Annotated in this window: 13 protein-coding genes; 4 read left to right on the top strand and 9 right to left on the bottom strand. The window is 71.0% G+C overall.

Translation table 11 applies throughout. The annotated features are described in order from the left end of the window. Window positions 1–9: 9 nt before the first annotated feature. Window positions 10–2,607, bottom strand: coding sequence for an ATP-dependent chaperone ClpB (gene clpB / locus AQJ66_RS27590; RefSeq protein WP_061927463.1), 2,598 nt, complete (start codon window positions 2,605–2,607; stop codon window positions 10–12). A 153-nt stretch (window positions 2,608–2,760) separates the two neighbouring features. Between clpB and AQJ66_RS27585 the strand changes: the two genes are divergently transcribed. Beyond that, window positions 2,761–3,174 (top strand): pyridoxamine 5'-phosphate oxidase family protein, encoded by a 414-nt coding sequence (locus tag AQJ66_RS27585; protein ID WP_061927461.1) that lies wholly within the window; start codon window positions 2,761–2,763, stop codon window positions 3,172–3,174. Between the two features lie 153 nt (window positions 3,175–3,327). Here the strand turns inward: AQJ66_RS27585 and AQJ66_RS27580 are convergent, their stop codons facing one another. Together AQJ66_RS27580 and AQJ66_RS39070 are read right to left on the bottom strand one after the other, a co-directional pair. Beyond that, window positions 3,328–3,663: a Rieske (2Fe-2S) protein gene (locus tag AQJ66_RS27580; protein ID WP_061927459.1), complete on the bottom strand. Its 336-nt coding sequence runs from the start codon at window positions 3,661–3,663 to the stop codon at window positions 3,328–3,330. Beyond that, complete coding sequence (locus AQJ66_RS39070) at window positions 3,660–3,797, bottom strand: hypothetical protein (protein ID WP_159052656.1); 138 nt, start codon at window positions 3,795–3,797, stop codon at window positions 3,660–3,662. Before AQJ66_RS39070 ends, AQJ66_RS27580 begins: the two co-directional genes overlap by 4 nt. Before the next feature lie 135 nt (window positions 3,798–3,932). Between AQJ66_RS39070 and AQJ66_RS27575 the strand changes: the two genes are divergently transcribed. Genes AQJ66_RS27575 through AQJ66_RS27565 form a run of 3 tightly spaced genes read left to right on the top strand, consistent with a single transcriptional unit; the run spans window position 3,933 to window position 6,940 of the window. Further along, window positions 3,933–4,958 (top strand): helix-turn-helix transcriptional regulator, encoded by a 1,026-nt coding sequence (locus AQJ66_RS27575; protein WP_208611472.1) that lies wholly within the window; start codon window positions 3,933–3,935, stop codon window positions 4,956–4,958. Then, a complete protein-coding gene (locus AQJ66_RS27570) occupies window positions 4,959–5,963 on the top strand; it encodes a helix-turn-helix transcriptional regulator (RefSeq protein WP_061927455.1) in 1,005 nt (334 codons plus the stop codon). Continuing rightward, window positions 5,960–6,940, top strand: coding sequence for a helix-turn-helix transcriptional regulator (locus AQJ66_RS27565; protein WP_061927453.1), 981 nt, complete (start codon window positions 5,960–5,962; stop codon window positions 6,938–6,940). Before AQJ66_RS27570 ends, AQJ66_RS27565 begins: the two co-directional genes overlap by 4 nt. Here AQJ66_RS27565 and AQJ66_RS27560 read toward each other — a convergent pair. From AQJ66_RS27560 to dnaK, 6 genes are all read right to left on the bottom strand, one after another. Then, the gene (locus AQJ66_RS27560; RefSeq protein ID WP_061927451.1) at window positions 6,903–7,955 is read right to left on the bottom strand and encodes a helix-turn-helix transcriptional regulator; all 1,053 of its coding nucleotides are present in this window, start codon (window positions 7,953–7,955) and stop codon (window positions 6,903–6,905) included. The genes AQJ66_RS27565 and AQJ66_RS27560 overlap by 38 nt on opposite strands. 362 nt (window positions 7,956–8,317) lie before the next feature. Further along, complete coding sequence (locus tag AQJ66_RS27555; RefSeq protein WP_061927449.1) at window positions 8,318–9,424, bottom strand: sugar ABC transporter substrate-binding protein; 1,107 nt, start codon at window positions 9,422–9,424, stop codon at window positions 8,318–8,320. Between the two features lie 331 nt (window positions 9,425–9,755). Next, on the bottom strand, window positions 9,756–10,205 hold the full coding sequence (locus AQJ66_RS27550) for a heat shock protein transcriptional repressor HspR (RefSeq protein WP_061927447.1): 450 nt from the start codon (window positions 10,203–10,205) through the stop codon (window positions 9,756–9,758). A 5-nt stretch (window positions 10,206–10,210) separates the two neighbouring features. Continuing rightward, on the bottom strand, window positions 10,211–11,386 hold the full coding sequence (gene dnaJ, locus AQJ66_RS27545; RefSeq protein WP_061927445.1) for a molecular chaperone DnaJ: 1,176 nt from the start codon (window positions 11,384–11,386) through the stop codon (window positions 10,211–10,213). A gap of 42 nt (window positions 11,387–11,428) precedes the next feature. After that, the gene (gene grpE / locus AQJ66_RS27540; protein ID WP_061927443.1) at window positions 11,429–12,091 is read right to left on the bottom strand and encodes a nucleotide exchange factor GrpE; all 663 of its coding nucleotides are present in this window, start codon (window positions 12,089–12,091) and stop codon (window positions 11,429–11,431) included. Continuing rightward, window positions 12,088–13,914, bottom strand: a complete 1,827-nt coding sequence (dnaK, locus tag AQJ66_RS27535) for a molecular chaperone DnaK (RefSeq protein ID WP_061927440.1) — start codon at window positions 13,912–13,914, stop codon at window positions 12,088–12,090. The genes grpE and dnaK overlap by 4 nt, the downstream gene beginning before the upstream one ends. Window positions 13,915–13,924: the final 10 nt, after the last annotated feature.

The following is a 13,924-nucleotide window of genomic DNA, read 5'->3' as shown; positions in this document are numbered from 1 at the left end:
GGGGCGGTCCTACAGCGTCTTGCCCGTCGCCGGGCCCACCAGCAGGCCCTCGCCGAAGCGGTCCACGCGGACCGTGTCGCCGTCCTTGATCTCGCCGGACAGGATCTCCTTGGCGAGGCGGTCGCCGATCGCGGTCTGCACCAGGCGGCGCAGCGGCCGGGCGCCGTAGGCCGGGTCCAGGCCCTCCTCGGCGAGCCAGGCCAGCGCCTCGGGCGTGACGTCCAGGGTGAGCCGGCGCTCGGCCAGCCGCTTGGCCAGGCGGTCGATCTGGAGGCCCGCGATCCGCTCCAGCTCCGGCTTGGTCAGCGCCGAGAAGACCACCAGGTCGTCGAGCCGGTTGAGGAACTCGGGCTTGAACGAGGTCCGGACGACCTCCAGCACCTGCTCCTTCTTCTCCGCCTCACTGGTGATCGGGTCGACCAGGAACTGGCTGCCCAGGTTGGAGGTGAGCACCAGGATGGTGTTGCGGAAGTCGACCGTGCGGCCCTGGCCGTCGGTGAGGCGCCCGTCGTCCAGCACCTGCAGCAGGATGTCGAAGACCTCGGGGTGGGCCTTCTCCACCTCGTCGAGCAGGACGACGCTGTACGGGCGGCGCCGTACCGCCTCGGTGAGCTGGCCGCCCTCCTCGTAGCCGACGTACCCGGGGGGCGCGCCGACCAGGCGGGCCACGCTGTGCTTCTCGCCGTACTCCGACATGTCGATGCGGACCATGGCCCGCTCGTCGTCGAAGAGGAAGTCCGCCAGGGCCTTCGCCAGCTCCGTCTTGCCGACGCCGGTCGGGCCGAGGAAGAGGAAGGAGCCGGTGGGGCGGTCGGGGTCGGCGATGCCGGCCCGGGAGCGGCGCACGGCGTCGCTCACCGCGCGCACGGCCTCGGACTGGCCGATCAGCCGCTTGCCCAGCTCGTCCTCCATGCGCAGCAGCTTCTGCGTCTCGCCCTCCAGCAGGCGGCCGGCCGGGATGCCGGTCCAGGCGGCGACGACGTCGGCGATGTCGTCGGAGCCGACCTCCTCCTTGACCATGGTGTCCGTGGCGGCCTCCTCCTCGGCCTCGGAGGCGGCCTCCAGCTCCTTCTCCAGCTGCGGGATCTCGCCGTACAGCAGCTTGGCCGCGGTGTCGAAGTCGCCGTCGCGCTGGGCGCGCTCGGCCTGGCCGCGCAGGTCGTCCAGCTTCTCCTTCAGCTCACCGACCCGGTTGAGGGACTGCTTCTCCTTCTCCCAGCGGGCGGTCAGGCCGCGCAGCTCCTCCTCCTTGTCGGCGAGGTCGCGGCGCAGCTTCTCCAGACGGGCGACGGAGGCCGGGTCGGTCTCCTTGGCGATCGCCAGCTCCTCCATCTTCAGCCGGTCGACGGCGCGCTGGAGCTCGTCGATCTCGACGGGCGAGGAGTCGATCTCCATGCGCAGCCGGGAGGCGGCCTCGTCGACCAGGTCGATGGCCTTGTCGGGCAGGAAGCGGGAGGTGATGTAGCGGTCGGAGAGCGTGGCGGCGGCGACCAGCGCCGAGTCCGCGATCTGCACCTTGTGGTGGGCCTCGTAGCGGCCCTTGAGGCCGCGGAGGATGGCGATGGTGTCCTCGACGGTCGGCTCGGCGACCAGCACCTGCTGGAAGCGGCGCTCCAGGGCCGGGTCCTTCTCGATCCGCTCCCGGTACTCGTCCAGCGTCGTGGCACCGACCATGCGCAGCTCGCCGCGGGCCAGCATCGGCTTGAGCATGTTGCCGGCGTCCATGGCGGAGTCGCCGCCCGCGCCGGCGCCGACGACGGTGTGCAGCTCGTCGATGAAGGTGATGATCTGCCCGTCGGAGTCCTTGATCTCGGCGAGGACGGCCTTCAGCCGCTCCTCGAACTCGCCGCGGTACTTGGCGCCGGCCACCATCGCGCCGAGGTCCAGCGCGACCAGCCGCTTGTCCTTCAGCGACTCGGGCACGTCGCCCTTGACGATGCGCTGGGCGAGCCCCTCGACGACGGCGGTCTTGCCGACGCCGGGCTCGCCGATGAGCACGGGGTTGTTCTTCGTACGGCGGCTCAGCACCTGCACGACCCGCCGGATCTCCTGGTCCCGCCCGATGACCGGGTCGAGCCGGCCCTCGCGGGCGGCGGCGGTGAAGTCGGTGCCGAACTTCTCCAGGGCCTTGTACTGGCCCTCCGGGTCGGCGGTGGTCACGCGGCGTCCTCCCCTGGCCTTGCTGAAGGCCTCCTGAAGCTTCTTTGCGTCGGCGCCCTGCGCCCGCAGCACCTCTCCGGCCGCCCCGCCCTGCGCGGCGATGCCGAGCAGCAGGTGCTCGGTGGACAGGTACTCGTCACCGAGGGCCTTGGCCCGCTCGGTCGCGTCCGCGATGACGGCGAGCAGCTCCCGGTTGGGCTGCGGGGGCGCGACGGTGGAACCGGTCACGCTGGGCAGCCCGCCGAGGATCTTCTCCGCGCCGGCGCGGACGGCGGCCTGGTCGGCCTCGACGGCGGCGAGCAGGTCGGTGATGTTCTCGTTGTCCTGCCCCTGGAGCAGCGCGAGCAGCAGGTGAGCAGGGGTGAGGTCCGGGTGCCCCTCGGTCACGGCGCGATTGCTCGCGGCGTTGATCGCGTCCCGGCTCCTGTTGGTCAGCTCGGCGTCCACCTGTCCGTTCTCCTCCTCGGCCTCGGCTCGTCGGCCATGTCTCCGACAGCGGTCTCAACCAACTGACTTAACCAACGTACACAAAGTTGAGTCTACTCCACTCAAGGCCGCGCCGGGCGGATTCCGCGGCGCGCCACCGGCTACCTTGCGGGCATGTCGAGACACTCACAGGATCCGGCTGCCCCGGACGAGCCCTACCTCGCCTTCTGGCGGGAGCGCCATCTGTGCACCCTGACCACCCTGCGCCCGGACGGCAGCCCGCACGTGGTGCCGGTCGGGGTGACGTACGACCCGGCGACCCGGCTCGCCAGGGTGATCACGAACCGCACGAGCGCCAAGGTGGCGCACGTGCTCGCGGCCGGGCCGGAGGGCGCGCGGGTGGCGGTGTGCCAGGTGGACGGACGGCGCTGGGCCACGCTGGAGGGCCGGGCCCTCGTGCGCACCGAGCCGGAGCGGGTACGGGAGGCGGAGCGGCGGTACGCGGACCGGTACCAGCGCCGGCCGGCCGAGAACCCGGCGCGGGTGGTGATCGAGATCGCGGTGGAGCGGATGCTCGGGCACGGCTGAGCATCCGCCGCACCGTCGGATTTCAGCCAGGTTGGCGCGCTCGCATGTCGTGAAATGTCGGCACGAACGACAGCGGCGTCACCGTGTTCAGGTCACGGTGACGCCGCTGCGGGGGGAAGCGCCTGAGCGATCTTTTACGACGGGGGAATCGCGTCAGGCACTGCGGGGGGTGGCCGAAATGGTCGAAAGATCCGAGACCTCCGGTTCTGCCATCCGGTGGTCGCGTTGGTCCAGATTCACAAAGATCATGCCGTAGCGGACGGCGCACCGCACCGGCTGCGGCGCACCGCGCGGCTTGCGCAGGCACCGGTAGGCCCGTACGTCCTCGTCCTCGTCCCGGGTGACGACGACCGGCTCTCCGAACACGGTCACCATCAACGAGTCACCGCTGTGGGGGATGGCGGTGACCAGGTCGATGAAGTGCCAGCCGGAGCGGTATGCGGTGGCCATCTCACGTCGGAAGGACCGGTCGTCGGGTGGGATGGTCATGCCCGCACACCCGCCCGGACGATGTCCCAGCCGAGATCCTGCGCGGACTTGGCCTGAGCCGTGGGGGGCTTGATGTCCCAGCCGAGATCCAGCGCGCTCACCGTGCCGAAGACCAGTCCTGTGGAGAAGGCCACGGCAAGTACTGAGCGAAGCATTCTCTTGCACATGATGGGCTTCGTCCTCACTTCCCCTGTGTCTCTCCCCCGCTCTCAAGACGATGGCTCATCAAGCCACGTCAAAGCCACAGAAGCGGTGCATCATGTTCCTGCATGTACAGGACCCTGGGGGGTGGAGATTTGCCAAAAACTCACACGAACGGGACACATCCTCATGGGATGACGGATCTCTGTGACGACGGCAAGCGCCTGTACGCCGACGCGCTCCGGCTGGGACGCGTTGCCCGCGCGGAGGTCCGGCCCGCCCCCTGCCTGCTGGAACTCGCCCTGCTGCACCCGGATCCCGACGATCCGAACTGGCTGCGCCCGGTGCCGGCCGCCGCCGCCCTCGCCCAGCGGCTCCACCCGCTCGAACGCGAGATCCAGGAGCGCCGGCACCTCGCGATCGAACTCACCGACTCCTTCGAGCCATTCATGGCCATCAGCGCCCAGAGTACGGGCGAGACGAACGCCGTCACGGTGCACGAGGGCATCGACCGTATCAACGCGGCCATCGAACGGGCCACGGCCGAGTGCCGTTCCGAGGTGCTCACCGTGCAGCCGGGCGGCGGCCGCAGCGAGCACGTCCTCAGCACGGCGCTGAAGCGCGGCCAGAACGTGATCGAGCGCGGCATCTCCATGCGCACCCTCTACCAGCACACGGTCCGGCACAGCCAGGGCACGCTCGCCTACGCCGAGATCATGGCCAAGGGCAAGGTCGAGATCCGCACGCTGGAGGAACTGATCGAGCGGCTGATGATCTTCGATCGCGAGGTCGCCTTCATACCCGCCCGCGACGACCGCCAGGTCGCGCTGGAACTGCGCCACCCGGGCCTGGTCGAGTACCTGGTGAAGGTCTTCGAGCAACTGTGGCGGCGCGCGGTCCCGCTGCTCGAGGAACCGGCCTACGCGCCCCCGATCGACGGCGTCACGGGGGTCCAGCGCTCCATCGCCAAGCTTTTGGTCGAGGGTCACGTGGACGAGGCGATAGCCCGCCGGCTCGGCATGAACGTGCGCACCTGCCGGGCCCACATCGCCAAACTGGCCGCCGCCCTGGGCAGCGGCAGCCGGGCCCAACTCGGCTACCTCATCGCCCGTTCGGGGCTCCTGGAGCAGGACCAGCAGGACCAGGAGCACTGAGTGCCGGACGCGGAACACCGGCCCCACGGAGCCGGGGAACTGTGCCCCGACGGGGCGAAGCTGTACGAACAGGCCCTGCGCGCGGGCCGGCTGCCGGCGGCCGAGGCCGCACGGGTGCCGTGCCTCACCCGCCTCGGCCTGCTGCACCCGGCCCCCGGCGACCCGGCCCACCTCGAACCCGCCGACCCCGCCGCCGCCCTGACCCGGATGCTGCGCGGCTCCCGGTCCCGGATCGCGGCCGAGCACCGGCGCGAGGAGAGACTCGTGGAGCGGTTCGAACCGCTGCTGCGGCGGTACGGCCCGCAGGCCGCGGGCACGGGAGCCGGAACCCCCCTGCTGCGCCTGCACAGCGGCTTCCAGCGGATCGACCAGGCCGTCACCGAGGCCATGGACGAGGCGTCCGAGGAGGTGCTGTGCGTGCAGCCGCACGCCGGACCGGCCGGGGAGCGCGGCGAGGCCGCGCACGACGCCGCCTACGGCCGCGACCAGCGCCTGCTCGACCGCGGCGGCCGCATCCGCACCCTCTACCGGCACACCGTGGTCCACCTCCCGTCCGTCCGCGCCCACAACGAGCGCCTGCACGGCGACAACGAGGCCCGCAGCCTGGAGGAGCCGACCGACCGGCTCCTCGTCATGGACCGCACGGTCGCCTTCCTCCCGGCCGACGACCACGGCACGCTCGCCCTGGAGGTCCGCCATCCCGCGCTGGTCTCCTACTTCGTGTCCGTCTTCGAGCGGCTGTGGCGGCTGGCCACCCCTGTCTTCCCCGAGCCGGTCCGCAGGCCCGCCCTGAACGGCGTCACCCCGCTCCAGCGCGCCGTCGCCCGGCTGCTGACCGAGGGGTACACCGACACCGTCATCGCCGACCGGCTCGGCATGAACGTCCGCACCGCCCGCGACCACATCGCCCGCCTCGCCGCGGCCCTCGGCAGCGACAGCCGGGCCCAACTCGGCTTCCTCATCGCCCGGTCGGGGATACTGGAGCCGGAGGAGGCGGCCCGGTGAACCATCCCGAACACGGGATCGAGGAGCTGTGCGAGGCGGGCGCGGCGCGGTACGAGCAGGCCCTGCGCGACGGCCACCTGCCCGCCGTGGACGCGGCGGACGTGCCCTGCCTCACCGACCTCGGGCTGCTGCACCCGGCCGTCGACGACCTCGCCCGGCTCGAACCCGTCCCCCCGGCCGCCCTGCTGCACCGGCTGCTGCGCGGCTCCCGCGCCCGCGTCGCCGCCGAGCGCCGCCACGAGGACCTCCTCACCGGCCTCTTCGAGCCGCTGCTGCGCCTCGGCGCCGCGCACGGCACGGACGACGACACCCCGACCCTGCGCATCCTCAGCGGCACCGAACGCATCAACGGCGCCATCGGCGACGCCATGGCCTGCGCCGCCGAGGAGCTGCTCTGCGTCCAGCCCAACGTCCACTACCACAGCGAGCGCGGCCGGGCCGCCCAGTCGGTCGCCATGGAGCGCGACCAGGCGCTGCTCGACCGGGGCGCCCGCATCCGCACCCTCTACCAGCACACCCAGCGGCACGCGCCCCTCGTGCTCGCCCGGTACGAGCAGCTGCGCGGGGAGGCGGAAGCGCGCACGCTGGACGAGCTGCCCGACCGGCTCATCGTCGTCGACCGCACGGTCGCCTTCGTCCCGGCCGGCGACGACGGCCGGCTCGCCCTCGAGGTACGGCACCCGGCCCTGCTCCGGTTCTTCGTCACCGCCTTCGAGCGGCTGTGGCGCCTGGCCACGCCCATGTACCCGGAGACAGTGCGGCGGCCCTCCCTGAACGGCGTCACCCCGCGCCAGCACGCCATCGCCGCCCTGCTGGTGGAGGGCCACACCGACGCCGTCGTCGCCGAGCGGCTGGGCATGAACGTGCGCACGGCGCGCGTGCACATCGCCCGCCTCGCCGCCACCCTCGGCAGCGAGAGCCGGGCCCAGCTCGGCTACCTCATCGCACGCTCGGGGATCCTCGACCGGCAACCCTGACCGGCGCCGGCGGACCCGGCGGACCACTGTGCGGGGGCCCGTCCAGGCCGACCTGCGCGATGCGCACCCCGAGCTGGGTCCGGCTGACCGCGCCGAGCGTGTCCGACAGGCGGGCGATGTGGGCGCGGCAGGTGCGCACGCTGATGCCGAGCCGCTCGGCGATCACCGCGTCCTGGTGGCCCTCGGCCAGCAGCGCGGCGATGGTCCGCTCCCGGTGCGAGATGCCCTCGATGCCGGTGTCGGGCAGCGGCGCCGTCAGCGGCAGCGCCAGCCGCCACAGCCGTTCGAAGACGGTCACCAGGTACTCCACCAGGCCCGGGTGGCGCAGCTCCAGGGCCATCGTGCGCTCGGCGTTGGCGGGGATGAAGGCGACCGTGCGGTCGAACAGGATCAGCCGGTCGATGACCTCATCCAGGGTGCGCGCCTCGACCGCGTCCCCCATCAGCTCCAGGTAGGTGAGCAGCCCCTGCCCGTGCCGGGCCACGTGCGTGTACAGGTCGCGCATCCGCACGCCCCGGCCGCGCAGCGCCAGCGCCCGGTGCAGCCCCTCGGTCAGCTCCTCCTCACGGCGGATCCCGCCGGGCTGCACGGTGAGCACCTCGGTGGTGCAGGCGGCGGTCGCCTCGTCCATCGCCGCCTGGATGCGCGACAGTCCGTCCAGCACGCGGATGGCCGTGCCCCCGCCCGGTGACGTGAGCGCCTGGAGCTGCCGGCCGAGGCCCGCGTACCGCTCGAAGGCGGACACCGCCGAGCCCACCCGCCGCTGGCTCTCCCTGACCTCGTCGTAGACCCCGCGCAGCAGCCGGGTCATGACCTCCTGCGGGGAGGTGGGCACCAGCCAGTCCATGTCGTCGGGGTCGGGGTGCAGCAGGGCGAGGTCCATCAGGCACGGCACCGGCTCCGCGTCCGTGCGCGGCACACGTCCGCGCCGTACGGCCCGGGAGTACACGCGGTCCCCGGCCTCGCACAGCCGGTCGGCACCGTGTGGATGCTCCTCCGTTCCGTGCCCGGCCATCGCCCATTCCACCCCCGGTTTGCTGCCACCTACGGAGCGCAACTATGCGCGGCGGCCGCCGGGTCCGCAACACGGCTCCCCGCGCGGCGGCCGTCGCCGGCCGCCGCTATGTCCGGGTATCGACCGGCCTCCGCCCGTCGCACTGCAACAAGATGGTGGTGGTGAACCAGCCGTCCCCGGGGCATCGTTGGAGCCGCCCACCGGGTGCCCCCCACCCGGGGGGCGGCCCCGGCCGGGCACCCCCCGCCGGGTCGGGGTCGCCGCATCGCACCCACGGGGGTGGCGCGATGCGGGAGTGCCCGGCACACGACGCGGCGGTCACCCGCTCCGGCAGGTGACCGCCGCGTCGTGTGCCCGACCGGCTACTTCAGGCCGATCGCCGCGCAGGCCGACTTGTACTTGCCGACGCAGATCTGGTCGACGGTGTAGATCCCGTCGGCGAGGACGGTGTCCTTGATCTTGTCCTTGGTCATCGGGGTCACCTGGACCAGCCGGGACGGGATGTCCTTCTCGGTGGGGCTGCTCACCTTGTCCTGGGTCAGGGCGTCGAACTGGATGTCCTTGCCCTGCACCTTGGTGACGGCCATCTGGGCCGCGGCCTCGGCCTCGTCCGGGTAGGGCTTGTACACGCTCATGTACTGCTCGCCGGCCACCACCCGCTGCACGCCCTCCAGTTCGGCGTCCTGGCCGGTGATCGGGGGCATCTTGGTGGCGCCGGCGGCCTTCAGGGCCTTGATGACGCCGCCCGCCATGCCGTCGTTGGCGGCGTAGACCCCGGCGATGTTGTCCCTGCCGATGACGTTGATCGCCTCGGCCATCTCGGCCTGGGCGTTCTCCGGCTTCCAGTCCTTGGTGTCGTAGCTCTTGGCGATCGTCACCTTGCCGTTCAGCTCGGACAGCGCGCCCTGCTTGAACTGCTTGGCGTTGGGGTCGGTGAGCGAGCCGTTCACCATGACGATCTTGTCGGAGGTGTCGACGTTCGACCCCAGCGCCTCCAGCAGCGTGCGGGCCTGCACCTCGCCGACGAGCTCGTTGTCGAAGGAGATGTAGGCGTCGATCGGGCCCTCGGCCAGCCGGTCGTAGGCGATGACCGGGATGCCGGCGTCCTTGGCCTTCTTCACCTCGCCGGCGATGGCGTGCGAGTCGACCGCGTCCAGCAGGATGACGTCGACCTTGTCGTCGATCATCTTCTGCATCTGGCCGGCCTGCCGGGCGGAGTCGGCGTTCGCGTTGGCGTAGTCGACCCGGCCCTTCTTGCCGGTCATCTCCTCGACCTTGCTCTTGATGATGGGGTAGTCGAACTTGTCGTAGCGGGTGTTCGCCTTCTCCGGCAGCAGCAGGCCGATGGTGACGTCGTCCCCCTTGGTCGGGCTCGCGCTCGCGCCGTCCCCCGTCGCGTTCAGCACGCCGCAGCCGGCGAGCGAAAGGGTCATCGTGGATGCTGCCACGGATATGGCGATACGACGCATGTGAGGGCTCACTTCAGGTGCGTTCCGGACGTGGGTGCTGCTTTACGACCCAGGTGTCTGAAAAGACAACGCGGATCGGCCACCCGGCGTCAAGCGGAATCACTTAACGAACGCGCAACAGCACGCTCCGCTGTCCTGTGAAGGGGGAGCGGAATCACCTCCAAACAGTCTTTACGGACCCTTCATGCAAGGGAAGTTCAGGTGTCGCCGAGGAGACGTGGATTCGATCACAAGATCGAACAGACTCGGCCAGCCTCCCTGACGCGCCGCCAGGGCATGGCGAGGGCCCGCGGGGGCTGAACGCCCGCGGGCCCCGTGTTCCACTCGTGCCTCAGTCCTGCTGCTGCCGCTTGGGTCTCCACACCACCAGCGCGCTGGTCTGCTGGACCTCCTGGTACGGGACCAGGTCGCGGCGGTAGGAGGCGTGGACGGCGGCCTCGCGCTGCCGCATCGCGGCCGCCGCGCCGTCCAGGGCCGCCTGGAGCTCCGCGACGCGGGACTGCAGGGCGGCGACCTGGTTCTCCAGTTCGATGATCCGCTTGATGCCGGCCAGGTTGATGCCCTCGTCCTGCGACAACTGCTGCACCTGGCGGAGCAGTTCGATGTCACGCGCCGAGTAGCGCCGGCCCCGGCCTGCGGTGCGGTCCGGGGAGACCAGACCCAGGCGGTCGTACTGACGCAGCGTCTGCGGGTGCAGGCCGGAGAGCTGGGCCGCCACCGAGATGACGTAGACCGGGGTCTCCTCGGTCAGTTCGTACGGATTGCGCCGACGGCCGTCCATCTCTCTCAGTCTCCCTTCGCGGCCTCGAACAGCCCCGCCCGCGGGTCCTCGCCCGCGGTCGCCTCGCGATACGCCTCGAGCGCGTCACGAGCCTTCCCCGGCAGGTCCTTCGGGACACTCACCTCGACGGTGACCAGGAGGTCGCCGCGGGTGCCGTCCTTGCGGACCGCGCCCTTGCCACGGGCCCGCATCGTACGGCCGTTCGGGGTGCCGGGAGGCAGTTTCAGGGTGACGGCCGGGCCGCCCAGGGTCGGCACCCGGACCTCGCCGCCCAGGACCGCCTCCGGATACGTCACCGGCACGGTCACGGTGAGGTTGTCGCCCTTGCGCCCGAACACGGGGTGCTCGCCGACGTGCACCGTCACGTACAGGTCGCCCGCCGGTCCGCCGCGCTCGCCGGGCGCGCCCTTGCCGCGCAGCCGGATCCGCTGCCCGTCCGTCACCCCGGCCGGGATGCGGACCTGCATGGTGCGGGACGACTTGGCGCGGCCGCTGCCCTTGCACTCCAGGCACGGGTGCTCGGCGATCAGGCCGCGGCCCTTGCAGTCGGGGCACGGGTCGGTGAGCGAGAAGCCGCCGCCCGAGCCCCGGGCGACCTGCCCGGTGCCGACGCAGGTCGGGCACACGCGTGGTGTGCCGTTCTTGTCGCCGGTGCCAGAGCAGGCCTTGCAGGGCGCCTGGGAGGACATCCTGAGCGGCACCGTGGCGCCCTCGATGGCCTCCGTGAAGCTGAGCGTGACCTCGGTGTCGATGTCCTGGCCGCGCCGCGGCTGGGTACGCGTGGTACCCGCGCCGCCGCGGTTGAACAGGCCCCCGAAGACGTCGCCTATGCCGCCGCCGAAGCCGCCCCCGGTCTGGGTGGCGCCACCGCCTCCGAAGAGGTCGCCGAGGTCGAAGTTGAAGGAGCCGCCGCCGGCGCCCGGCCCGGGGCGGAAGCCACCGCCGCCGAACAGGGCGCGCGCCTCGTCGTACTCCTTGCGCTTCTTGGGGTCGCCGAGGACGTCGTTCGCCTCGGAGATCTCCTTGAAGCGCTCCTCGGCCCTGGCGTTCCCCTTGTTGGCGTCCGGGTGGAACTCGCGGGCGAGCTTCCGGTACGCCTTCTTGATCTCGGCCTCGGTGGCGTCCTTGGGGACGCCGAGGACCTTGTAGTAGTCCTTCTCGATGAAGTCCTTGGTACTCATCCCCGACGTCCCTCCTTCCCGTTCCTGTCTGCAGTGATTACGTCAGCCCTCCTCCGGGCCACCGTTCTCCTTGTCGTCGGCCGCCTTCGCCTCGGTGTTCTCCTCGGCGCCCTCGGCCTTGACGGCCTGCGCGCCGGGCTGCGGCTCGGCGACGGCCACCCGCGCGGGGCGGATGGTGCGCTCGCCGATGCGGTACCCGGGCTGCAGGATGGCCACGCAGGTCGTCTCCGTGACGTCCGGCGCGTAGCTGTGCATCAGCGCCTCGTGGATCGTCGGGTCGAAGGGCTCGCCCTCCTTGCCGAACTGCTGCAGGCCCATCTTCGCCGCGACGGTCTCCAGCGACTCGGCCACCGACTTGAAGCCGCCCACCAGCTCGCCGTGCTCCCGCGCGCGGCCGATGTCGTCGAGTACGGGCAGGAGTTCGGTCAGGAGGTTCGCGATGGCGATCTCCTTGACCGCGATCCGGTCGCGCTCGACCCGTCGGCGGTAGTTCTGGTACTCGGCCTGGAGGCGCTGGAGGTCCGCCGTGCGCTCGCCGAGCGCCGTGCGCACCTGGTCCAGCTGGGCCACCAGACCCGCGTCTGCGTTCACGTCCCCGGCCGGGGCCGCTCCCTTGTCGGGAGCGGCCTTCGGCTCGGCGTCGTCGGGGGTCGCGCCGGAGGGGACGTCGGGCTTCTCTTCAAAGCCCGGGGTCTCCTCCGTCACGCGGCACCGTCCTTGCGCTCGTCGTCCACGATCTCGGCGTCGACCACGTCGTCCTCGGCCTTGGGCGCCTCGGCACCGCCGGCGGCGGCCTGGGTGTCGGCGTACATCGCCTGGCCCAGCTTCTGGGAGACGGCCGCGACCTTCTCGGTGGCGGTGCGGATCTCGGCGGTGTCCTCGCCCTTGAGCTGCTCCTTCAGCTCGGCGACGGCCTCCTCGACCTCGGTCCTGATCTCGCCCGGGACCTTGTCCTCGTTGTCCTTGAGGAACTTCTCGGTCTGGTAGACGAGCTGCTCCCCCTGGTTGCGGGTCTCGGCGGCCTCGCGGCGCTTGTGGTCCTCCTCCGCGTAGCGCTCGGCCTCCTCGCGCATGCGGTCGACCTCGTCCTTCGGCAGCGAGGAGCCGCCGGTGACGGTCATCTTCTGCTCCTTGCCCGTGCCCAGGTCCTTGGCGGTCACGTGCATGATGCCGTTGGCGTCGATGTCGAAGGAGACCTCGATCTGCGGGACGCCGCGGGGCGCCGGCGGCAGACCGGTCAGCTCGAACATGCCGAGCTTCTTGTTGTACGCCGCGATCTCGCGCTCGCCCTGGTAGACCTGGATCTGCACCGACGGCTGGTTGTCCTCGGCCGTGGTGAAGATCTCGGAGCGCTTGGTCGGGATCGTGGTGTTGCGCTCGATCAGCTTGGTCATGATGCCGCCCTTGGTCTCGATGCCGAGGGACAGCGGGGTGACGTCGAGGAGCAGGACGTCCTTGACCTCGCCCTTGAGGACACCGGCCTGGAGCGAGGCGCCGATGGCGACGACCTCGTCCGGGTTCACACCCTTGTTGGCCTCCTTGCCGCCGGTCAGCTCCTTGACGAGCTCGGCGACGGCGGGCATGCGGGTGGAGCCGCCGACGAGGACGACGTGGTCGATCTCGTTGATCGAGATGCCCGCGTCCTTGATGACGTTGTGGAACGGCGTCTTGCAGCGCTCCAGCAGGTCCGCGGTCAGCTGCTGGAACTGGGCGCGGGTGAGCTTCTCGTCCAGGTGCAGCGGGCCCTCGGCGGACGCCGTGATGTAGGGCAGGTTGATCGAGGTCTCCGTGGAGGAGGACAGCTCGATCTTGGCCTTCTCGGCCGCCTCGCGCAGGCGCTGCAGGGCCATCTTGTCCTTGGCCAGGTCCACGCCGTGGCCCGACTTGAACTGCTGCACCAGGTAGTCGACGACGCGCTGGTCCCAGTCGTCACCACCGAGGTGGTTGTCACCGTTGGTGGCCTTCACCTCGACGACGCCGTCGCCGATCTCCAAGAGGGACACGTCGAAGGTGCCGCCACCGAGGTCGAAGACGAGGATCGTCTGGTCGTCCTTGTCGAGGCCGTACGCGAGCGCGGCCGCGGTGGGCTCGTTCACGATGCGCAGGACGTTCAGACCGGCGATCTCGCCGGCCTCCTTCGTCGCCTGGCGCTCGGAGTCGTTGAAGTACGCCGGGACGGTGATGACCGCGTCGGTCACCTTCTCGCCCAGGTAGGCCTCGGCGTCCCGCTTCAGCTTCTGCAGGATGAAGGCGGAGATCTGCTGGGGGTTGAAGTCCTTCCCGTCCAGCTGGATCTTCCAGTCGGTGCCCATGTGGCGCTTGACGGACCGGATGGTCCGGTCCACGTTCGTGACCGCCTGGCGCTTGGCGACCTCGCCGACGAGCACCTCACCGTTCTTCGCGAAGGCGACGACGGACGGCGTGGTCCTGGCACCCTCGGCGTTGGTGATGACGGTGGGCTCGCCGCCCTCCAGAACGCTGACGACGGAGTTAGTCGTGCCCAGGTCGATGCCGACCGCACGTGCCATGGTTGATTCC

The organism is Streptomyces bungoensis (genome assembly GCF_001514215.1).
Lineage (GTDB): Bacteria > Actinomycetota > Actinomycetes > Streptomycetales > Streptomycetaceae > Streptomyces > Streptomyces bungoensis.
The sequence above is the reverse complement of the archived record's forward strand: the minus strand, read 5'-3'. Positions and strand labels throughout refer to the sequence as shown.

Bases quoted from the DNA above. Each gene is read 5' to 3' on its own strand.
- AQJ66_RS27585 (WP_061927461.1), top strand. From the start codon at position 2,761: ATGTCGAGACACTCACAGGATCCGGCTGCCCCGGACGAGCCCTACCTC.
- AQJ66_RS27580 (WP_061927459.1), bottom strand. From the start codon at position 3,663: ATGACCATCCCACCCGACGACCGGTCCTTCCGACGTGAGATGGCCACC.
- AQJ66_RS27575 (WP_208611472.1), top strand. From the start codon at position 3,933: ATGTACAGGACCCTGGGGGGTGGAGATTTGCCAAAAACTCACACGAAC.
- AQJ66_RS27560 (WP_061927451.1), bottom strand. From the start codon at position 7,955: ATGGCCGGGCACGGAACGGAGGAGCATCCACACGGTGCCGACCGGCTG.
- AQJ66_RS27555 (WP_061927449.1), bottom strand. From the start codon at position 9,424: ATGCGTCGTATCGCCATATCCGTGGCAGCATCCACGATGACCCTTTCG.
- AQJ66_RS27550 (WP_061927447.1), bottom strand. From the start codon at position 10,205: ATGGACGGCCGTCGGCGCAATCCGTACGAACTGACCGAGGAGACCCCG.
- dnaJ (WP_061927445.1), bottom strand. From the start codon at position 11,386: ATGAGTACCAAGGACTTCATCGAGAAGGACTACTACAAGGTCCTCGGC.
- dnaK (WP_061927440.1), bottom strand. From the start codon at position 13,914: ATGGCACGTGCGGTCGGCATCGACCTGGGCACGACTAACTCCGTCGTC.